Origin of the sequence: Niallia sp. FSL R7-0271 (assembly GCF_038005785.1) — a bacterium.
Classification (GTDB): domain Bacteria; phylum Bacillota; class Bacilli; order Bacillales; family Cytobacillaceae; genus Niallia.
On sequence record NZ_JBBOTZ010000002.1, the window covers coordinates 510,821 to 533,140 of the forward strand.

The following is a 22,320-nucleotide window of genomic DNA, read 5'->3' on the forward strand; positions in this document are numbered from 1 at the left end:
GCCGTTATACAGCCTAAAAAGAAGAAAAAGCTGCTTACCGCTAAAAGTACACCCTATTTCTTTATTGGGCCAGCTCTTCTGCTGTTTTTAGCTTTTACCGTTTATCCAATTATCGCTTCCTTCTTACTGAGCTTTAAGACAAAGGTTATGGGGGAGTTTACATTTTCTGGTTTGGCAAATTACACTAGACTGTTTAGTGACCCGCTATTTTATAAAGCTTTGGGAAATACATTCATTATTTTAATCGTCCAAGTTCCAATTATGTTGCTTATAGCAGTTATATTAGCTGTTTTCCTTAATTCAACATTACTAAAAATGAAAGGCTTTTACAGAGTAGCCTTTTTCACTCCAGCTGTTACTTCGTTAGTTGCAGCGTCTGTCATATTTGTTCTTATGTTGAATACAGATTATGGGTTGATTAATTATTTATTAGCCTCTATTGGGGTGGAGAAGGTTGGTTGGTTAACAGATCCATTTTGGGCAAGGGTTTCCTTAATCGTCGTAACCACCTGGAGATGGACGGGGTATAATATGGTCATTCTTCTCGCAGGGCTGCAAAGTATCCCCCACAGTCTTTATGAAGCGGCTAGTATTGATGGAGCAGGCTCCATTCGTAAATTTTTTACGATAACGATTCCACAATTAAAGCCAGTATTATTATTTACTTTCATCCTCTCCACAATTGGATCATTCCAATTGTTTGATGAACCTTATAATTTAACAAGCGGTGGACCAAACAATGCAACACTTACTTTAACCTACTACTTATACAACCAGGCCTTTGGTTACTTTGACTTTGGGTATGCTTCTGCGATTGCTTATGTCATTGTAATATTTATTGCATTCTTTTCTTGGATTCAATTTAAAGTAGTGAGGGATGACTAATGGGAAATCATAAATTGCTGAAAAAAACTTCTTTACACATTTTTCTACTAATAGGGGTTGTCATATCTCTAGCTCCTTTTTATTGGATGGTGGTAGGAGCTACTAACCCATCTGGGGACGTGTTATCCTTTCCACCTAAACTGGTGCCAGGAGATTATTTATTTGAGAACTATAAAAACTTAAGTGAATCAATTGATATTGTTCAAGCAGTTCTTAATTCATCTGTCATTTCCATTATTTATGTACTTATGAGTTTATTAGTCTGTTCGACAGCAGGATATGCTTTTGCTAAATATAAATTTAAAGGAAATAATCTGATTTTTGCATCCTTCCTGCTTGCGATGATGATTCCATATCAAGCAACAATCATTCCATTATTCCAAGTATTTGGTTCATTAGATTGGATTAACACCTACCGAGCTGTTCTATTACCACAAATTTGCTATCCTTTTGCCATTTTTTTGATAAGGCAAAATATGAAGGGTATTCCAGATTCATTGTTAGAAGCAGCTAGGATAGATGGGGCAGGGGAATTGTATATATTTTTTAGAATAGTGTTACCAACCATGAAGCCTACTTTGGCTGCAGTCAGTATTTTCTTGTTTACACACCAATGGAATAATTTTATGTGGCCATTAATTGTCATGACAACACAAGAAAACTATACACTGCCTGTTGCGTTATCTACCCTTGCAGGACTTAATTCTATCGATTATGGACAATTGATGTTAGGCACAACTATTTCTGTACTTCCAATTATGATAGTTTTCCTCCTTCTTCAAAAGCACTTTGTATCGGGGATTCTTGGAGGGTCTATTAAGGAATAGAAGGAGTTATGATTTTATGTAAGATAAAATTAAATCTATGGAGGAATAAATATGGAGAAAAGATTAGTAATAAATAAATTAAAGCTTGGTGTATGCTACTATCCGGAGCATTGGTCAGAGGACCTATGGGAGGACGATTTTAAGCGCATGAAAGACCTAGGTATCACTTATGTTCGTATGGGGGAATTTGCTTGGACAATATTTGAACCGGAAGAAGGGACTTTTTCCTTTGATTTATTTGATCGAGCAGTAGCTAAGGCTCATGAATTTGGATTAAGTGTCATTATGGGAACACCAACAGCAACCCCTCCAGCTTGGCTAACTGAGAAGTATCCTGACGTACTAAATGTTGCTCAAGACGGTATTTCCTATCAACATGGTGCACGACGCCACTATAATTACAACTCGGAAAATTATCGAAAGCTATCATCGATAATTGTCACCCAAATGGCTCAACATTATGGCAGCAACCCAGCGATCGTAGGATGGCAAATCGATAACGAGTTAAATTGTGAAATTGATGTGTTTTATTCAGAAGCAGATCACCATGCGTTTAGAAAATGGGCAAAAGAGAAGTATAAAACACTGGATAACTTAAATAATGCCTGGGGAACAGTATTTTGGAACCAAACATATACGAGCTGGAATCAAGTTTATTTAACTCGTAAAACTGTGCCGAATTCACCTAACCCTCATCATATGCTGGATGAAAAACGGTTTATTTCTGACAGTGCCATATCTTATGCTGCATTACAAGCAGACATTTTACGTAAACATGCACCGAATCATTGGATTACAACGAACGGTATGTTCAAGCATATAGATAATCATAGAATGACAAATGAAATACTTGATTTCTATGCCTATGATTCTTATCCAAACTTCGGAAGGGTAATCGAAGACCACTCAGAAAAGCCGTTGCGAGACAGAAAATGGAGCTGGAATTTAAGTGTTGTAAGAAGTATTTCACCAAACTATGCTATTTTTGAACAACAATCTGGTTCTGGTGGATGGACAACGAGACTTGAACAGCCCTCTCCAAAGCCAGGTCAGCTAAGACTTTGGACTTATCAATCTATCGCTCATGGTGCAGATATGGTGATGTATTTTAGATGGAGAACGGCTACAAAAGGAACGGAAATATATTGGCATGGAATCAATGACTATCATAATCAACCAAACCGCCGTGTAAAAGAGGTTGAACAGGTCAGCAGCGAGGTGCAGCAAATTGGGGAGAAGATAGCAGGTTCCTCTTATCAAGCAGAAGCTGCTTTAATTTCGAATTATGATAATGAATGGGATGGAGAGTTTGATCAATGGCATGGGCCATATGCTACTAAAAGTAAGGATGCATGGATTAAAGCTTTTCAATATAATCATATCCCAGTAGATGCCTTTAACCTGCATTCAGAAACTACAGTTGATGATTTAAAGAAATATAAAGTATTAATTTATCCACATGCCGCAATTGTCACCAAGCAACAAGCTAATCTATTTAGTGAATATGTTCAGCAAGGCGGAAATATTATTTTCGGATGCCGTTCAGGCTATAAAGATGAAACGGGTCAAACATATATGAAGGAATTCCCAGGATATCTTGCTGACTTGGTGGGCATAACAGTAGAAGAGTTTACGAGAGTTGCTCCTTTTGAACAGGTACCGAGCATTAACTTTAAAGGAGCACATGATATTGAGGCGAATGATTTCAACGAAGTCCTGCAACTACAAGAAGATGTAGAGGTAATCAGTACATTCGCGGGCGCACATTTTGAAGGAAAACCAGCTTTAGTCAAACGTAATGATGGATTAGGTAGTAGTTATTATTATGGTGGAGTATTTAATTTAGACTTGGCTTCCCTATTAATCAATGAATTTGAACTTAATAGCTATCAAGACAAATTTAAGCTGCCTGAAGAAATTGAGCTAGCTATTCGACAAAAGGATGGGAATGACTATACATTCTTATTAAACTATTCTGATAAACCACAAGAAATTGTTGTCAAAAAAGAGTTTAGAAATATGTTAACAGGTAATCAAGTATGTGGTGGGGTTACTTTAAAGCCTTATGGTGTATTGGTGCTGGAATCGAAGAATACCAAATAAGCTAATCATTGTTGGGAATATTAAATATAAATAATAACTTATTTGGTAGGGGAGCTTCATTAACGTTAGCAAGTGATTCGAAGTGACTCCTATGTCAATTGGCTGCTTACTGGGGCTTGAGTTCGATTTTTAATTGGACTCATGCCTTTTTAATTCCCTTAAATTCATATGTGATTAAATTGGGATAGAAAATTACTAATTGTTTTCCATGATAGATTCCTTCTCATTACACAAAATTGTCATAGAAGTTAGTCGATTAACATCAATTTTATATAGTACTATCGGGCTTTTTTTATAATTAACAGAATGTTCAAAAATAAAACCGTATAGATGTGTTATATTTTCACTGAAACTCTAAATTAATTTAGATAAGGAGTGTCATTCAATGAAAGTATTTAATGTAAAGCGCATAGGGGGTGTAATGTTAACTTCCATCTTGTTAGCAGGGAGTATTTTACCGCATGTTTCTATTGCAAAAGAAAGTGCACTCCCCTTTATTGGAGAGTTACCGGAGAAGCTATAGATACAGCTTCTAATAATAGGGTGATGGATGATTTTATTAACGAAGATAATTCTGAGGAAGTATTGAAACAAATGGTAATGAAACTATTTGTTTCATAACTGATGAGGAGTTTATTAAGGCAGCTGAGCGTTCAGGAATTGAAATTTCTGCTGAACTTAAAAAAATGGCCAGAGGTGCAGGGGTTACAAAAGTTGTTTGGACTGGAGCGAAGAAAAACGGAAATGTACAATTAAATCTTTCTAAAGTGGCTTTAACTACAATTAAAGGAATTGGTGTTGCAGGTTCAATGTGCTGGTATATAATAAATATGGCTTTTCAAAATTATGTTTTGGCCGGAAGGAGTATGGCTATTGTGGGTACTATTTCAGCTGGCAATACTAAAAATGGACGGATATACACTGTTAAGAGCTGGAAATATAAAGGCTTCGTGAATCAATAATGGTCAGTTTATGGTCAAAAAGACAATCGTTAGCAGAACGATATAGAAATAACACCAGTAAATATACTAAAGCTAATAAAATTATGGAGTTTCTTTTAATAATAATTATAGCGGTTATAGTAGTATCGCTTTTTGCGGATAATAATTCTTTTGTCAACAGCTTTGTGATGGATATACTAATATATCCTGTATATTGGATATTATATACAATAATTGCCATATTGGATATTCGTGGAAGATTGGCTAATGATAGAAAAATAAATAAAGGCAACTGACCTTAGATAAGGAGTAAGTAAGAATCTTATTCTTTTGGGAAGCTACTTAATAGATGTAATAAAAGGTTAAATATTACATTTTTTTAGATGAACTTGTGAATAATTGCACATAAAAAGGATTTTCCTACTTTAGCGAGTGTTAATCGATGAAGGATTAATGCTCTTTTTTTGCTTTGGCATTAACCTTGAGCAAAGTTAAATAAGAAAATGAGCTATAAGGCCATAAAAATCCGCCAAAGACAGCATTATTAGATTCGGATAATTATGTCCTTCTATTAAATTTACATTATTGCTTTCATTCTTGAATCTTAAGCTCCAATCTTCCATTTTCATAATCGAAAAAACCAATTGCATGGGTGTCCATAAGTTGTCTTTGTTTCCTAAAGTTTCACTTTAATACTTATTTTAGTAATATATTCTTCTTCCTGTTTTGAAACCAAAGAATGAAGTAGATACTCTTCATATGCATCCCCATCTATAGTTAATTTCCGGAAGGCTATTTCTTTTAACAAGTAAGAATAAGCGATTTTTATATTATCATATGATCCTTGATAATAATAGATAGCATACAAGCCAGCAGGTTTCTGAGTAGTTCCTGGTCCTTCCATCCGACAAAATAAACAATCAGCTTGTAGAAAGTTTTCACTTAACAGATTTTTCTTATTAAGAACAGAACCAAATGCTGCTGCTCCATTAACGCCTACTTCTTTTAAAAACTCATCATAAATATGCGATAAATCTTCCACAGAGGCTTCCCAATCAATATTCTTCGATGAACTGAAAAGAACAGATTCTGCGGGAAGCTCTTTTAGTATCAACTCCCCAATAATTACATTCTTCAACTCATTTGTTACTTCAATTAATCGAGAAAGAAATAATTGATTCTCCTTAAGTTTATTAATTTCCTTTTCAATATTTTCAACTTGTCTTGAAGCAAGTTCATTTAATTTAGGAACGGAAGGTGATGCGAAATAAGATTTTAAATCATTGATTGGAAAGTTAACGGAACGAAGTGATTGGATTGCGCTAAAGGTATCTAATTGCGGCAAAGTGTAATAACGATAGCCATTTGAGTGTATACCTGCCGGATTAAATAAGTTGATTTTATTGTAATACAGCAAAGTATCTTTTTTAACACCAAATAAATTGGCAAATTCTCCTGTTGAAAATGTTTTTATGTGATTATTTATCATCTTTATGAATCCTCTCTTTACTATGGAGTTACTCCACACTTTATAATAACACTCAGTCAAGTGAATTTCATTTCTAAATAAAAAGGATTGGTGTTAAATAAATGAAGGAACTTCTTAAGAATAGAGTATTTCTAATAGTACAGGGGGCAGACCTATTACAACAAATTGGAATTTGGACCCGTAATATGGCTTTGCTTTTTTATATTATGGAAAGAACGAATAATAATCCGACAGCAGTCTCTTTACTAACTACATTAGAATATTTACCTATATTTATCTTTTCTTTAATTGGCGGAACATATGCTGATAGGTGGAACCCCAAAAAGACTGTGGTCTATGGAGATGCTTTAAGTGCTCTTTCTATGCTGTTAATATTGATACTAATATCTAATGGAGTTTGGCAATCTGTTTTTGCAGCGACAGTAATATCTGCAATTATTAGTCAGTTTTCACAACCATCTTCGGCAGTCATTTACAAAAAACATATTCCAGTGAATTTGGTGGGTAGTGCTATAGGGATCAGCCAAAGTTTAATGGCGATATTTACTATTTTAGGTCCGGTGCTGGGAACATTTATATATACACAATTAGGGTTAGAAACATCCATTTGGGTATTGTTTGCCATTTTCACCTTAGCATCTGGACTACAATTGTTTTTACCGAAAACAGAGAAAAATAAATCAAAACAGGAAAGAAAATCAGCATTAATAGACGTAAAAGAGGGACTTGTTTACGTATTTAAGCATAACAATTTAAAATATATTGCTTGCTTATTTTTTATTGTTGGTATTTCTTTTGGAATTACTCAACCATTAGATGTGTTCGTAATCATGGAAAGGTTAGGATTACCTAAAGAAAGTGTTCAGTGGTTTGCTGCTGCAGAAGGAATCGGGATGTTGCTTGGGGGAGGACTTGCGGTAACACTATCGTCGTTTGTTGAGAAATATAGCAAATATGTCTTAACAACAACCATAATAGCTCTTTCTCTTATTACCATTATTGAAATCTTGTCATTCTGGCCACTTTTAACTGCAGCTGCGCGGATATTATCAGGACTGTCTGCTGCTTTTTTTCAAGTAATATTTAGTACAATGATGATGAAAGAAGTTGCTTCTGATTATATTGGCAGAACAAATGGGATTATTATGCCACTCATGATGGCAGGTATGCTTTTAGGCAGTGCTAGCTCAGGATTTATTGTGCTTAAAGTAGATTTATTTGGTGCTTATGTTTTATCAGCTATTTTAACACTTTCCTGTATTATTTTGACAAGTCGACTTCAATTAGAGAAGGTTGAATTAAGAACGAACTAATTAGATACAAAAAGGGGTTCTAATAAAGAAGGGGAGATATACCTTTTTAATATTGTCTATCGGCATTTTGTAAGACAATTGAATTACACAACAAAGGCTGCCCTTAAAAAGGGCAGCCTTTGTAAAAATTTAGCCTTTAATTACTTTCAATTACTCTGTATTTTTATGGAGACTGGCTCAGGACGATTACATGTACTTTCCATCATATAATGTCTGCCGCTATCAGAGGAATCGTGGAAGCCATGCATCGCTTCTAACACATGATATGCTAACTTGCCATTGGCCCGGTAGTGACCACCTTCCATAATCGCTTGGGCCATATCTGCCACGCCAAGTCCTCTGCTGTTTTGAGCGTGACCGTATTCTAAAGGCACCTCTTTAAATTCATTTTCGTCACGTTTTCTAATCTTAACAGGTCCCCCAAATGTATTTGGATCAGGAACTAATAATGTTCCTTCGCTGCCGTATATTTCAATAGGTGGAAGAGAGGTACCGCCAAATGCATCGAAACTTGTGGTAATATTTCCAATCGCCCCTGAAGCAAAATCTATAACACCTGAGATATGGGTGGGAATCTTTACGTCGATCGTAGTACCTGCTTTTGGTTCGCTCAGTACTGTTCTTTCAGGATAGCTAATCCGGGTGAAGCCGGAAATTCGCTTAATTGGTCCTAATAAGGCAACCAAGGCTGTTAAGTAGTATGGTCCCATATCAAACATTGGTCCACCACCGACATCGTAATAGAAGGCTGGGTCTGGATGCCAATGTTCATGACCGCGGCAAATCATAAACGCAGATGCCCCAATAGGCACACCAATTTCACCTTGCTCTATTAAATGGATGGCTGTTTGAATTCCGGCACCTAAGAAGGTATCAGGCGCACTGCCAACAAGCAGATTTCTTTCTTTTGCTGTTTCTAAAATTTGTTTGCCTTCATCGCGTGTAACTGCCAGCGGTTTTTCCGTATAAACATGCTTGCCTGCTTTAAGTGCTTGAATACAGACAGAGGCATGTGCTTTTGGAATGGTTAAATTGATCACAAGGTCAATCTCCGGCTCATTCAGCAGTTCCATCACAGAACAGGCTTTGGGAATATTAAATATTTCAGCTTGAGAATGGGCCCGCTCTATATCTAAATCGGCACAGGCGACAAGTTCGAGATGCGGGAATTTCGGACAGTTTTCCATATAAATAGAACTAATATTTCCACATCCAATGATGCCAACTTTAAGTTTTTTCATAAGGGTCCTCCTAGATTTTAGTCTAAAGGCTTTTTTATTGACTGTCTCCCATACCAGTATAGGTACGCACATTTCCGAAAGACGAAGCTTCATCTACTTTATGGGCCAGTGCCTTTCCAGCAGCGGCCCATAAAAATCCTCGGCGCATAATAAGAGAGACTTCCGGCATTGCAACAATATTGGCCTGATGACCTAACGAATTATAAAATACATTTCCGTGGCCCCAGCGTTTTGTCCAGACAACAGGCATATCTACTGCTTTGTTGGCTGAATGAGGTCCGTGAAACACTGGAAAGCGGGTAGTTGCTAACACTTCTACAGCTGGATCATAATGAAGGTAATATTGCTCACTAGCGACTTTAAAATCAGAAATATCCTTTAACAGCGGGCTAGACGAATGCTTAATGTTTACAGTGTATTCCACGCCATCATTACCAGGATGAGCGACCCAATTTCCACCCGTCATAAACTGCCAGTCAACATTATTTCGGAAAGAGTCACACATTCCACCATGGCATCCAGCTAAGCCGACACCTGCAGCCACTGCTTCAGAGATATTTAAGACATACTTTCTTTCGATTTCTCCCATTGTCCAATGAGGAACAATCAAGTCTAATGACTGTAACTTTTCCTTGTCTGCATAAGAGTCTAGTGAATTGGAGACTTCTACTTGGAAATTTTCTTCTTCGAGGATTCCTTTAAAAATGTCTGCAACTTGTTCAGGCTGATGGCCATCCCACCCGCCCCAAACAATCAAAGCCTTTTTATTCATTTTCAACCACACACCTTCAACAGTATTTTAAACATCGGAAATTCGAATCCATTGGCGTTTCTCAATCGATAAATCAACCGCTTCCAAAACTTGCTGGCACTTGACGCCGTCACGGAAGTTTGGGACAGGCTGACGATTCTCACGGAATGCTTCCATAAGTTCTACTACTTCGTGAATAAACGTGTGTTCATAGCCAATTGTATGTCCCGGCGGCCACCAATTTTCAGCGAAAGCATGACTTGGATCAGTTGCTAAGACGCGGCGGAAACCCTGTACATCTTCATCATCATCAGTAAAATAAACCTGCAGCTCATTCATCCGCTCAAAGTCGAAAATTACACTGCCTTTACTTCCATTGAGTTCAAACGAATTCGTACAGCGATGGCCTGCAGCAAACCGTGTCGCTTCAAAGCTTCCTAATGCTCCATTGGCGAAACGAGCTAGAAATAAGGTAGCGTCATCCACCGTAACAGCTGCTTTTTCCTCGCTATTGCTGCCTTTTGCAGTTAAACCGGACATTTGGGCAGGAATTGGCCGCTCTTTAATAAAGGTTTTGCTCATCCCAATTACCTCTTCTATATCGCCAATTAGGTAATGAGCCAAATCAATCAGATGAGCGCCAAGGTCTCCATGTGATCCTGAACCGGCAATTTCTTTCTGCAGTCTCCAGGCAAGGGGAAAGTTAGGATCAACAAGCCAGTCCTGTAAAAAACAAGCTCTGAAATGATAAATTTCACCTAATTTACCTTCATCTAAAAGCTTTTTTGCCAGTATAACAGCAGGAGCGAAGCGATAGTTAAATCCAACCATATGTTTAACCCCACAAGCCTCAACTACTTCAAGCATTTCTCTAGAGTCCTTTAATGTAAGCGCTAACGGTTTTTCGCAAAAAACATGCTTGCCTGCCTTTGCTGCAGCCAATGCGATTTCTTTATGTGCATCACTTGGGGCATTGATATAATCAATATCGTCTCTTTCCAATAAAGTCTTCCAGTCGGTTGCATACTCCTCCCAGCCAAATTGTTTGGCAGCAGCTGAAACACCGCTTTCATCCCGGCCGCAAATGACCTTCATTTCAGGATGAACAATGTTCGGGAAGAACATGGGAAGATCTCGGTATGCATGACTGTGCGCCTTGCCCATAAATTTATAGCCGACCATTCCAATTCTGAGTTTCTCCATAGTAATCTCCTTTTTTGATAGATGTAAAGACAAGGACAGAAATAGAAGGATAAACAAACCTTTCCCATTTTAAAGAGTATTAAGAAAAGTGATGATACCATATGTAACAATAGTAAAAAGGGGAGCATGCCCGCAAGAGATAGATCAAAGCCTATGTCTGTGTGTCTAATATTGGTAAATGTATCATTTTTTCGTTTGACACAACAAGATAAAACTTATATAATCCTAGACAAAAATTATCCTATTGGGAAAAGGTGAACCTCAATGTTATTATATGAATCCCACCATTTTGATTTCATTTCAAACTATGACTCCAGCAATTTAAACTTTCCAAGCCATCTCCATCGTTGTTTTGAATTAATCTTTGTTGTTGGTGGCGAAATGGAAGTGATGATTGAAGAAAGAAGTTTTCATTTACACACTGGACAATATTTACTAATATTACCGAACGAAATTCACTCCATTTCGACAGTATCTCAATCAAGGGCTAAAATTTGTATTTTTTCTCCTGATTATGTACCGACCTTTCAAAAGATGATCGAAAATCGTTCCCTTGAAAATCCCATTTTCGACCTATCTGTCCAGGCAAAAATACTTCTATCAAAAACACTCTTTAAAGATGACCTCAACTTGTTAGAACAAAAAGCTAGTCTTTATTTGTTATTATCCGAGCTAATGGCCCAAACAAGCCTCATTAAAACAGAAAAAAAAGACTCAGCATTGCTTCATACCTTGTTAACATACATACAAGAACATTTTACAGAACCGATTACCTTACAAAGTTTAGCTGGCACACTTGGATATAGCTATAATTATTTATCGAAATATTTTAATGCCCGTGTCAAAACATCGTTCACAGAGTTTTTAAATGATACTCGGGTTAACTATGCTTGTCATCTGCTCAGAACAACAGAAAAAAATATCACGGAGATTGCTTATCTTTGTGGATATGAAAACATCCGCTCATTTAATCGTAACTTTATCAAAAAAGTTTTATGTACACCAAAAGAATACCGAAGTACACTTCCATCACTTTTTCTTGGTTTGCATCCTGTCCACAACATAAAAACTGCTGATGAAAAAGATACCGAGACTGACTTATATGGCAGAATATGAGTTACTCAAAGCAAAATAGATGTTTAGACATTTTTATACTGAGTGTTTAAAGTTTTATTATCTTTGGTGACTTACTTAATTCCATAAAAAAATCCAGAGAAAGGATAAGGTTTTATTACCTGTTTTCCTTTCTCTTTTCGGCATGCTTGTAAAGAAAGAGCGATTACCACACCTCTTATTACACAAAGTTGTCATGGATTTTGGTTAATTTACATCAATTAATAGATAGTAATATCGAACTTTTTAGCTGGTTAACAGAATGTTCGAAAAATGAGTTAGGAAATTATGTTACCTTTTTATTGAACAACCACGTGACTTATTAAGTAACTGTTCAAGTAAACGCATAAAGAGGTGATAATAAACCCGAAATCAAACAGTCTAAATAATTTAGAATCATTACTTTAGTAAGTGAAAATATATCTTTCTAAAGTGTCGCTAACTCAATTCAGAAATTAAGGTTACAGGTAATATGGTCGCGGTTTTATAATATATGTGGTTTTCTAATTATGTTGGTGTTGCAACGAGTATGGTTAAGGTAGTTACAAATGCCTTTAAAGCATTCAGTATTAAGCATGGAAAGAAATATACTATTAAGAATTGGATATTCAAAGGAGCTGTGAATCAATAATGACCAGTTTATGGTCAAAAAGACAATCGCTAGTTGAGCGATATAAAAATAACAGCAGTAAATATACAAAATTTTTTAACATGTTGCAAATTGTTTTTGTAGTTGTTGTTACACTTTCCGTAATATCGCTTTTCAAGGACGAAGATTCTTCTATTCTCAACAGTGTTTTTTTAATAATTTTAGATAAGTTTTTGGGTTGCTTTATCTTATAGTATTAATCTTAGATATTCGTGGAAGGTTGAAAAATGATAGGAAATATAAATAAAGGCAATATATCTAAGATAGGTAATAAGCAAAGTAGGGAAGGCTACCGGCATCAGACCCAATACCAAGGTTCTGATAATTAAAAATGACAATGTTCAACAGCATCCTTTGGATGCTGTTTTTTTAATGAATAAGATGGAGAGAAGTAATGAAACATACTGATTAAGAAGTTAAAACTTTACGCCCATTGGAAGTAGAAAGCAAAATTTGAATAGTTTCCTTGATATAAAAATACTATATCTAATTATTACGCTATATTAGATAATTATGCTAGTAAAAATAACCAAAAAGAGAGAAGGGATGGCTATGACAATTTTTAAAATATAATTTCTAAAAGGAATCTAATTTTACTTTCTTATAAATATATAGAGGCAGAAAAGTATTTCTAAAAAGTAGTATATACAGTACCCTTTAATGCTTATTAGCGTTAAATTAAACAACAGATGCTGGTGATAAATAATGAACGCTCAGTTTAAAAAAGGTGTACTTGATTTAATAGTCTTGTTAATAATAGATAAAGAGGATGAATACGGGTATTCACTAGTAAAAAAAATATCTTCTAAAATAATCATTTCTGAAGGTACTGTTTATCCGATATTAAGAAGATTAGTTAGAGAAAAAAACCTAACCACATATAATAAGGAATCTAAAGAAGGGCCATTTAGAAAATATTATAGTATTACAAAGGATGGGATTAATAAACTAGAAACATTGAAATATGAATGGAATGAATTTTTTCTAATAATTAACTGCTTTATTGAAGAGAATGATAAATATAAACAAGATTAATTTTTTTGGAGTATATGAATGAAAATGAAAAAACAAAGAGTAGATATGTGAAATTTTAAAGGATTAACACTGTATATACTATATTATGCTTGGAAATAATGTTGGTTTTAAAAGTGTATTAAGTAATGTGTAGGCATGGAACCGGTAATGTACCGAGCTATGCCTTTTTTTTATTATAATCCTATTTATGTTAAGTAATTTCTATTACCCTATAGAGAGTACTATGCTTTAAACCATAATATACATAAGATACTACTTTATAAACAAAATATTGAACCTCCATTATTTCGATAGTATTTTGAGAATATACCAATTAAAAGGAATAGGAATTGAACACAGCTTTTAATAAGGAAACTAAGGAAAATAAACAAATGGATCAAAGTTAATTCAAAATATGTTATAAGTATTACTTCATTAATAAAGGGTTAGAACTATCCATTCGTTAGTTGCTGAGTAATGTTCCTTTAATTGGTATAAGCAATGTGTGTTCATGAAGTACCTTAGTAACTTATTGAGATTGGTGAAGGGGGAATGTGATTTTACTGCGATAAATGGTTCAAGCAATTAATTAACTATATCTTAAGAGAAATAGTAAAACGATAGCTTTAATTATTCACCATTTGTATCATGCAGAAAGAACTAATACGGTATAAAGGAGAGGAAAACAATGAATAAAAAAAGAAATCTGTTAAATAAATTTGGTGCGGTTGCTTTATCGGCAGGTATTCTAACGGGCGGATTTTTACCAGTTGTAGGACATGCAGCTGAACCAGAAGTGACAGCTGAATCAAGAATAATAGAAAAAGATATTGTATTAAGTGATAAATCTACAGTTATTTTTAGTGATAATGTAAGTAGAGCCACAGTAACAATTAAAGGAAACTTAACAGGTTCCAAGCCACCTCTTTTAAAGCCTCGTGCAACAGCAAAAACTAGTACAAGTCAAAATGTGTATTCAATTAGAGCAAAAGTAGATAGTAATAATAATGGAACTAGTACTTCTTCATCTGGATGGAAAACGTTAAACAATACTTCTATAGCAAATAGTGGGCAACTAATAGCTAATACTACTAAAGCAAAATTTACTGGATATCATCAAATGAAAATTACTAGTTCTTCAAGCTGGTTTTCTACTGCTAATACTAGTTTAACTTATTGAGCTAGTCGTTAAAATGATGGAGAAATTTTCAAAAGGGAAGAAAATAGTTTTTTGTTTGCTAGTAATTACTATTTTCTTCTTTTCTTCTTATTATATTAATAAACAAAGTATAAAGCCCACTGAGCAATCTTCTGAAATGATTTCTGATACACCGCAAGACGTTTTAGATTTAGGGAAAGGTTATTCTCTTGGTGTTGATATTCCTATGAACAGTAATGCCAATCAAAGTATAGATAATGTTAATGGAAGAATTTTAATGGATACACCACAAGATATTTTAGAAGTTTCGTTTTCAAATAACTTAAGAGACGAACAATTTATCCTTAAAATTTTCTATGATTATGAAGAAATTAAATTTAAACCTTTGGATGAAAATAAGTTTGATTCATCATATATATTTGAATTAGAGACCGGAAATACCATTACATTACCCTTTGAGTTAAATGGAGATATATTAAAAGATAATAAATCACATAAACTTACAGTTGGTATATATGCTTCTCCAAATGAACATACTAAAATCCAAAAATTAATGACAAATTTTTTCGGGATGACTTTAGATTATGAAATTTTTTATGAAGATAATGGAACAATATCTTTAAAAAATCAAGATTCGACAATAAGTAAAACAGTTGATGATGTATCTTTTGAAGGGTTAGTAATTAATAATAATATTGGAAATGTGGACGAAGTTTTATTCCCACCATATTCAATAAAGGTAAAAAAAGAAGAGAGAATAGAACTAGCATATTTTGCAAATTTAACTCAATCTATACCTGAGGAAGTAGAAAATTATTTGATTTTATCTATGCTGGATTGGAAACAAATTAAAATGAATGGCCACTCCTATTTATTATTAGATAAAAATTCCATAAATCCAGAATATGGGACATATTATATCACTGCACCAGATAAAGCAGGGTTATATGAATTTGTTGCCTTTATAATACCTAATCCAGAAAATAGAAAAAATGAAGATAATTATTTTCCGATCGAAACCGCATATAAATTCACTATAGAAGTTGTTGATTAATTGGTTACTATCTGGATTACTTTTTCTGAAAATGGCAGCATTAATCTAATAGGATTAATGCTCTTTTTTATTAAACCTCTGTTGAGCCAAACGAGAATGTTAGTTAAATAAAAAACGGAAAGGGATTGTTAGAAAAGGCCTTTGGTTGTTGTTATTGTTAGTTTTGTTCTTTTCTTAAATTTGCACATATATCTATAAAAATGTACGATACAAGATGTAGGTTTACCGATTAATATCAATGAGTATCCATTGTTCCAAATAAATAGATAAAGAGATGATTAGCATGAGTATTATATTGGCATTATTAGCAGCAGTATTTGCTGCATTAACGGGGATTCTAGCAAAGATAGGAATAAAAAATGTAAATTCTAATTTGGCTACAGCGATTAGAACTATTGTTGTATTAATCATGTCTTTCTTAATGGTTGTGGTTACTAATAACTTAGATAATATTTTTCTAATTAATTGGAAGGACTTTATCTTTATTGTACTATCTGGAATAACAACTGGACTATCATGGCTTTGTTATTTTAAAGCAATACAAATAGGGGATGTTTCAAAAGTAGTGCCTATAGATAAATCTAGTGTAGTAATGACAATACTCCTTTCATTTATTATTTTAGGTGAGCCTGTTACAACAATGGTTGTTATCGGTAATACTCTGATTACAATAGGTACATTTATATTAATAGGAAGACTCAAAAAAAATTCAAATACGTCCTATTCCAACTCATACATATTATTATCTTTCCTATCAGCAATCTTTGCCGCACTAACAGCGATTCTCGCGAAGATTGGTATAGAAGATGTAGATTCAAATACAGCTACTTTCATACGTACCATCGTAATTATTATTTTTGCTTGGGGGATTGTATTCTTTCAACGTACACATACTCAAATGAAAACCATAACTAGAAAAAGCTATATATTCTTAATCTTATCTGGTATGGCAACAGGGCTGTCATGGTTATGTTTTTTTGCAGCTATTTCCATCGGGAAAGTGTCTATAGTCACACCAATAGATAAATTTAGTGTGGTGATTACGATGATTTTAAGTATCATTATATTAAAAGAGAAGCCGACGAAGAATACCATATTCGGATGTTTTATTATCACAATAGGAACTATTTTTCTTTTATTCTGAGTTTATTTCATAATTGTTATGTCCCTTCATTTAAGGAAGGGTTTTTTTATGTCTAATAATGTTTTAATGGCTTCTAACTTAATTGAATTAAATGTTTCTAACTAACATTTATCTTACAGGTGTAAGAATTAACAATCGTCAGTCATCCCTTATATAAAATAGCTGCTTCTTTCTTACAAGCAACGACCATGTACTTGCTTTAAAGTAAACTTCAAACTGTATAATTACTTTCCAAGTGCTTTAAATATTTTGGAAAGTAGGCTTGATACAAATGAGAAATTATCCAATTTCTATATTTATCTTAGCAATAGGAGCATTTGCTATTGGTATGACTGAATTTGTGTTAATGGGTATTTTGCCTGATGTTGCACAGGACTTAAATATACCCATTTCTAAAGCGGGGCACTTTGTTTCTGTTTATGCCCTAGGAGTTGCTATAGGTGGTCCAATTATGACCTTGCTTACATTAAAAATACCTCGAAAGAAATTAATTCTCTTATTGATTCTTTTTTCTATGATTGGAAACCTTTGCTCGACATTTGCGCCTAATTATGAATCTTTAATTTTATTTCGTATCATCGCTTCGCTTACACATGGAACCTATATGGGTGCTTGTGCACTATTAGCAACTAATTTAGTTTCAAAAGAACGATCCGGACGTGCAGTTAGTTTTATTTTTGCAGGCCTTTTAAGTTCAAACGTTTTAGGAGTTCCAATAGGGACGTTTATCGGTCAACAATTAAGCTGGAGATATAGCTTTGCGGTTATTACAATTCTAGGAATCATTTCATTTCTCGGAATTATAATGTTTGTACCTTCCAGTAAAGATCGAGCAGAATTTAATGTAAAAAAAGAAATTCTTGCTTCAATCAATCCACAAATAATTCTGGCATTGTTCATTACTTTTTTCGGATTTGGAGGAATGTATTTAGCGTTCACTTACATTACACCCATTTTAACAAACTTAACTCACTTTGAATCTAGTAGTATCTCATGGATACTGTTAATATTTGGAGTAGGTTCAACTGTTGGGAGTATTATTGGTGGAAAACTGTCAGATTGGAGGCTAATGCCTTGGCTTAATATAAATATCGTTTTACTTATATTAGTAATGATTTTATATGGGGTTGTTAGTTCAAATAAAGTATTAGTTATTCCTATCACATTTATTTGGGGGTTAATTGCATATGCGCTTCTACCTACTATCCAGTCCCGGCTAGTACTTCTAGCAGCAGATGCTCCAAACCTTGCTTCCACTTTAACTAATACAGCTTTTAATATTAGTATCTCTTTTGCTTCCTTCTTTGGGGGAATCATTATAGATTCATTTAGTTTAGCTTATATTTTCTATATTGGTGCTCTTCAATCATTTGTAGGTCTAATACTTGCATATATTAGTTATTTGGTAGATAAAAGACTTACAATTAGAAAAAAACTACTAAAAATCTAATGTATGATGACTACTAGATATGGTTTTTTAGGTTGCGTTAAAGTTTACTTTAAAGTTTATACTGTTTACAGAAGCAGAATATAACACTCATAAGTGAGGTTTCATTATGGCAGAGTATACGATTAAAGAAGTATCAAAAAAGATGAAATTACCTACTCATACTATACGTTTTTACGAAAAAGAAGGGTTATTACCATTCGTAAAAAGAGATAAAAATGGTTATCGTGTTTTTCGAGAAGAAGACCTTGGATGGTTAGATTTTATTGTTTGTTTAAAAGTAACTGGAATGCCAGTAAGTGATTTAAGAGAAATTATTACCCTAACAGTAAATGGAGAAAATAATTTTGATTCAAGACGGTCTATATTATTAAAACAATTTGCAGTTCTAAAAGAAAAACAAAGGCAACTAGATAAAGCCTTTGACAAAATAGAGGTTAAGTTAAAGTATTTTGATAACCTCGAGCAAGAATTTAATCAGAATTCTAAACACGAAAGTAATTTAAAATCAGAAGTGTAAATTATAAATAATGAATAAAGTCTGCCATGTTGGAATTGGCAGACTTTTTCTTATATGTTCAGGTTCATACTCCCTTTACTCTTCATTCAACTTCGTAAATCTATCCTTTTTAGATAAATAATCAGCAATTAAATAAATAATAAATATTACGGGAGCCGAATAATACATTTTCCAATGAACAGGGTGATATATCCCAATGAACTTAAGAAATGGCAGGATGACAAAAGATACTATTAGTGATAATGCAAGTGCTTTAATATAGGGACTTGTATTAGGTTTTACTTGCAATAAGAACATGATTGAAACTGGTATTATGGAAATACTCCAAGGAAAATAATTATCTGTAAATGGTATGACTTCATAATGATAATGAAAAAAACCTAGAGAATTGCCAACTAGATCAAGTAAGGAGGATAGCAAGGCAGTAAAAGTTCCTACGTAAAGTAGGCGGTCTGTGCTATTTCTCTTCCTAAATATAATAAATATTACGATTGAAATGATAAGCAATAAAGCACCGAACCACCATTGGAATGTAAAAAGGGAATGATCAAACCACATCTGTAATTTTTCATCTTCTAGCTGTTGTTGTTTTTTAGCAAAATCGTCAAAAACATGATTGCTTTTCATAAGGAACTCCTTGTACATGTTGTCATATATATATTTTTAACTGTTAATGGAAAATTATCCGTTGTTCCTGCTAAGAGGGAAATCCTTTAGAAAGCCCTTGTAACACGATTAGAAAAACTTCTTTTTCAGAGCTGCAGTTGGTAAGGGAGTATGGAATATTAGCAACTAACTTTTCCTTTATATTGCTTACGTGGTATTTCAGTTTATTATCCAATATAAAGGACAAAATAAATGTAAAATAAAGAAGTTGGAGAAAAATGAAAAGTAAAATAAAGATTTTAACAAAACGACTATCAGCTGCTCAAATAATTGTTTTTTATTACATAGTAGCTGTGATGATTTCAACCATTTTGTTGCTGCTGCCTATAACTCAAAAGCAGGATACAGAGCTCGCACTAATTGATGCGCTCTTCATTTCAATAAGTGCGGTAACAGTTACAGGATTAGCTACGGTTGATGTGAGCCAGCTGCTTAGTGTTCCCGGTACGTTTATATTTTCGGTCATCCTCCAGTTTGGTGGTATTGGAGTCATGGCATTCGGTACAATACTATGGCTTGTATCTGGAAAAAAGATCGGATTAAGAGCAAGAATACTCATGACAACAGAACAGAACAGCCCGACTTTTTCCGGAATCGTTCGGCTTATACGATTGATTTTCTTTTTCTTTGTCACGGTTGAGCTATTAGGGGCTATTGCCATCGGTACATATTTTCTGAAGTATTTCCCTACATGGCAAGAGGCTTATTTGCAAGGTTTCTTCGCTTCTGTTGCTGCTACAACCAATGCTGGTTTTGATATTACTGGAAAGTCACTAATTCCATTCGCAGATGATTATTTTGTGCTAACCTTTAATATTGTCCTTTTTATTATCGGATCCCTTGGATTTCCTGTGTTAATGGAGGTAAGTCAGTGGGTCAGACATAAGGGGAAGAGCACATTCCAATTCTCGTTGTTCACAAAAATTACAACAGCAACTTTTTTTATACTGATTGTTGTTGGATTTTTTATCATCTACTTGTTTGAGTACAATCATTTCTTTGCAGATAAGCATTGGCATCAATCCTTTTTCCATGCTTTGTTTTATTCCATATCTTCAAGAACTGGCGGAATGGCGATCAGCAATGTGAACGAACTATCGCTACCTACCATTTTGTTAATGAGTATATTTATGTTTATAGGAGCATCTCCAAGCAGTGCTGGCGGGGGGATAAGGACCACAACGTTTGCTGTGATGCTGCTAACGATATACAATTATGCAAACGAAAATAGAACAATAAAAATATTTAAAAGAGAGATTGATGAGGAAGATATCATTAAGTCGTTCATTGTATTCACTACAGCTATGATACTTTGCAGTGTAGCGGTTGTCATTCTTACATGCATCGAATCAAGGTTTTCCTTAATGGAAATTTTATTCGAAGTTTCCTCTGCTTTTGGCACTGTAGGCCTTTCGCTTGGAATTACTCCAGATTTGAGTGCTGCTGGTAAGTGTGTAATCATGGTATTAATGTTTATCGGGAAGATCGGAATGTTTACCTTCCTATTCGCTATGGGAGGCAAATCAGTTAAACATCCGTATCACTATCCAAAAGAGCGCATCATTATAGGATAATAATGTTATATTTCTAAGAATGTATAAGAAGTAATAAATTTATCTGTTAATATTTCATTAACAATGTCATATAAGCTGGCTTTTTTTTCATACAATATTTTGGAGGTGGAAAAATGGCCAGAATAGCGTACAGAGATTCAGACATTGACTTAATGGCAAGAATGATGAGAGCTGAAGCTGAGGGTGAAGGAAATCAAGGCATGCTCTATGTTGGAAATGTCATTGTAAACCGTGTTGTCGCCAACTGTACAGACTTTAAAGATTTAAGAAATGTTCAACAAGTCATTTTTCAAGTTCAAGGAGGAAATTACTCTTTTGAAGCTGTTCAAAAGGGCAATGTGTTTTATCAAAGAGCAAGAGAGTCTGAAAGAAGATTAGCACTGCAAACGGTGAAGTTTTGGAGAGATCATCCAGCGAAATTTGCTTTATGGTACTTTAATCCAAGTGGTGCATGTCCCCCAACCTGGTATAACCAACCTTTTACGGGGCAATTTAAAGAACATTGTTTTTATGAACCAGCGGCTGGAACATGCGAAAGTGTTTATAGAGGATGAAATGAAAAGGAGCTGGAAAAATGCAAGTTTATTTTTGCATATTTTCGGCTTTTTTAATTTGGATGTAAATAGGGGTCAGTAACTGACCCCGTTACAATTAACAATGAACGTTAACCTTATATACTGTACGCTTCATCAATAGAATCTACAAAAATTCCAGGAAAGTTAATTTCTTTTACACAATTTTCAACCTGCATTCTTGAAGCTGGAGAGGAAGGATTAATAATGATTATCTTTTTAAAATTAGCCATCGCATATAATTTTAAAACGAATGTGATATCTTCCACCACATGACCAGCCACTTTTTCTTGACCGCGTCCATCAATAATTAGTTTATACCTTGAAGGGTTAATCGTATTAACGATGGTTTGAAACTCGCTTAAATATATTTTTGCATCTTCTTCTTTAAAGAAACCGCCGACTTTTACAAATAACGTGCTTTTTTCTTCATCCAACTCAAAGGTATATAGCTTCCCCATTTTTTCCTCCAATGTGTAAAAATAACTACTGGTATCATAATACATAAAACGACTACTTTCGACAATCCTGCTTTTTTTTACCTCTTATGATACGTAATACTCTCAAAAAAAACCATATGTCGAAAATTGCGGTTTTTTCGTTAATGTCTTCATTATTCTTTATCCCTTGACGATAGTATCAATATAGCACTCTA

At 34.3% G+C, this 22,320-nt stretch carries 21 protein-coding genes; 15 read left to right on the top strand and 6 right to left on the bottom strand.

Features of this window, described 5'->3' with window-relative positions; genetic code table 11:
- Positions 1-30: 30 nt before the first annotated feature.
- From MKX82_RS22555 to MKX82_RS22575, 5 genes are all read left to right on the top strand, one after another.
- Complete coding sequence (locus MKX82_RS22555) at positions 31-885, top strand: carbohydrate ABC transporter permease (RefSeq protein ID WP_341081598.1); 855 nt, start codon at positions 31-33, stop codon at positions 883-885.
- Entirely contained in the window at positions 885-1,712 is an 828-nt protein-coding gene (locus MKX82_RS22560) for a carbohydrate ABC transporter permease (protein WP_237943658.1), read from the top strand. Before MKX82_RS22555 ends, MKX82_RS22560 begins: the two co-directional genes overlap by 1 nt.
- 51 nt (positions 1,713-1,763) lie before the next feature.
- Entirely contained in the window at positions 1,764-3,815 is a 2,052-nt protein-coding gene (locus MKX82_RS22565) for a beta-galactosidase (RefSeq protein ID WP_341080262.1), read from the top strand.
- A 385-nt stretch (positions 3,816-4,200) separates the two neighbouring features.
- Positions 4,201-4,338, top strand: a complete 138-nt coding sequence (locus MKX82_RS22570; protein WP_237943660.1) for a hypothetical protein — start codon at positions 4,201-4,203, stop codon at positions 4,336-4,338.
- Between the two features lie 163 nt (positions 4,339-4,501).
- Positions 4,502-4,777 carry a hypothetical protein gene (locus MKX82_RS22575; RefSeq protein ID WP_237943661.1) on the top strand — a complete coding sequence of 92 codons (276 nt, stop codon included), beginning with the start codon at positions 4,502-4,504 and terminating at the stop codon, positions 4,775-4,777.
- Positions 4,778-5,432: 655 nt separating this feature from the next.
- On the opposite strand, the gene MKX82_RS22580 is transcribed toward MKX82_RS22575, so the two are convergent.
- Positions 5,433-6,245 (bottom strand): MerR family transcriptional regulator, encoded by an 813-nt coding sequence (locus MKX82_RS22580; protein ID WP_237943663.1) that lies wholly within the window; start codon positions 6,243-6,245, stop codon positions 5,433-5,435.
- 101 nt (positions 6,246-6,346) lie between these two features.
- Between MKX82_RS22580 and MKX82_RS22585 the strand changes: the two genes are divergently transcribed.
- Positions 6,347-7,558: an MFS transporter gene (locus MKX82_RS22585; RefSeq protein ID WP_251647857.1), complete on the top strand. Its 1,212-nt coding sequence runs from the start codon at positions 6,347-6,349 to the stop codon at positions 7,556-7,558.
- 146 nt (positions 7,559-7,704) lie between these two features.
- Here MKX82_RS22585 and MKX82_RS22590 read toward each other — a convergent pair whose 3' ends face one another.
- From MKX82_RS22590 to MKX82_RS22600, 3 genes are read right to left on the bottom strand one after another with little or no spacing between them, the layout of a single operon-like run.
- Entirely contained in the window at positions 7,705-8,799 is a 1,095-nt protein-coding gene (locus tag MKX82_RS22590) for a Gfo/Idh/MocA family protein (protein ID WP_341081600.1), read from the bottom strand.
- 34 nt (positions 8,800-8,833) lie between these two features.
- Positions 8,834-9,571: a ThuA domain-containing protein gene (locus MKX82_RS22595; protein ID WP_251647861.1), complete on the bottom strand. Its 738-nt coding sequence runs from the start codon at positions 9,569-9,571 to the stop codon at positions 8,834-8,836.
- 27 nt (positions 9,572-9,598) lie between these two features.
- Complete coding sequence (locus MKX82_RS22600; protein ID WP_341080268.1) at positions 9,599-10,753, bottom strand: Gfo/Idh/MocA family protein; 1,155 nt, start codon at positions 10,751-10,753, stop codon at positions 9,599-9,601.
- Between the two features lie 264 nt (positions 10,754-11,017).
- Here MKX82_RS22600 and MKX82_RS22605 point away from each other — a divergent pair, with 264 nt between their 5' ends.
- From MKX82_RS22605 to MKX82_RS22635, 7 genes are all read left to right on the top strand, one after another.
- The gene (locus MKX82_RS22605) at positions 11,018-11,869 is read left to right on the top strand and encodes a helix-turn-helix domain-containing protein (protein WP_341080270.1); all 852 of its coding nucleotides are present in this window, start codon (positions 11,018-11,020) and stop codon (positions 11,867-11,869) included.
- A gap of 1,351 nt (positions 11,870-13,220) precedes the next feature.
- Positions 13,221-13,550 (top strand): PadR family transcriptional regulator, encoded by a 330-nt coding sequence (locus MKX82_RS22610; protein ID WP_341080272.1) that lies wholly within the window; start codon positions 13,221-13,223, stop codon positions 13,548-13,550.
- 667 nt (positions 13,551-14,217) lie between these two features.
- A complete protein-coding gene (locus tag MKX82_RS22615) occupies positions 14,218-14,709 on the top strand; it encodes a hypothetical protein (RefSeq protein ID WP_341080273.1) in 492 nt (163 codons plus the stop codon).
- 13 nt (positions 14,710-14,722) lie between these two features.
- Entirely contained in the window at positions 14,723-15,742 is a 1,020-nt protein-coding gene (locus MKX82_RS22620) for a hypothetical protein (protein ID WP_341080275.1), read from the top strand.
- A gap of 283 nt (positions 15,743-16,025) precedes the next feature.
- A complete protein-coding gene (locus MKX82_RS22625; protein ID WP_233317241.1) occupies positions 16,026-16,886 on the top strand; it encodes an EamA family transporter in 861 nt (286 codons plus the stop codon).
- A gap of 271 nt (positions 16,887-17,157) precedes the next feature.
- The gene (locus MKX82_RS22630) at positions 17,158-18,336 is read left to right on the top strand and encodes an MFS transporter (protein WP_251647874.1); all 1,179 of its coding nucleotides are present in this window, start codon (positions 17,158-17,160) and stop codon (positions 18,334-18,336) included.
- A gap of 106 nt (positions 18,337-18,442) precedes the next feature.
- Positions 18,443-18,853: a MerR family transcriptional regulator gene (locus MKX82_RS22635; RefSeq protein WP_251647876.1), complete on the top strand. Its 411-nt coding sequence runs from the start codon at positions 18,443-18,445 to the stop codon at positions 18,851-18,853.
- 75 nt (positions 18,854-18,928) lie between these two features.
- Here the strand turns inward: MKX82_RS22635 and MKX82_RS22640 are convergent, their stop codons facing one another.
- Positions 18,929-19,480, bottom strand: coding sequence for a CBO0543 family protein (locus MKX82_RS22640; RefSeq protein WP_251647878.1), 552 nt, complete (start codon positions 19,478-19,480; stop codon positions 18,929-18,931).
- 257 nt (positions 19,481-19,737) lie between these two features.
- On the opposite strand from MKX82_RS22640, the gene MKX82_RS22645 reads away from it, so the two are divergent.
- Together MKX82_RS22645 and MKX82_RS22650 are read left to right on the top strand one after the other, a co-directional pair.
- A complete protein-coding gene (locus MKX82_RS22645) occupies positions 19,738-21,093 on the top strand; it encodes a TrkH family potassium uptake protein (protein WP_341080282.1) in 1,356 nt (451 codons plus the stop codon).
- Between the two features lie 113 nt (positions 21,094-21,206).
- Complete coding sequence (locus tag MKX82_RS22650; protein WP_233317235.1) at positions 21,207-21,647, top strand: cell wall hydrolase; 441 nt, start codon at positions 21,207-21,209, stop codon at positions 21,645-21,647.
- A 116-nt stretch (positions 21,648-21,763) separates the two neighbouring features.
- Here MKX82_RS22650 and MKX82_RS22655 read toward each other — a convergent pair whose 3' ends face one another.
- The gene (locus MKX82_RS22655) at positions 21,764-22,126 is read right to left on the bottom strand and encodes a hypothetical protein (protein ID WP_341080284.1); all 363 of its coding nucleotides are present in this window, start codon (positions 22,124-22,126) and stop codon (positions 21,764-21,766) included.
- Positions 22,127-22,320: the final 194 nt, after the last annotated feature.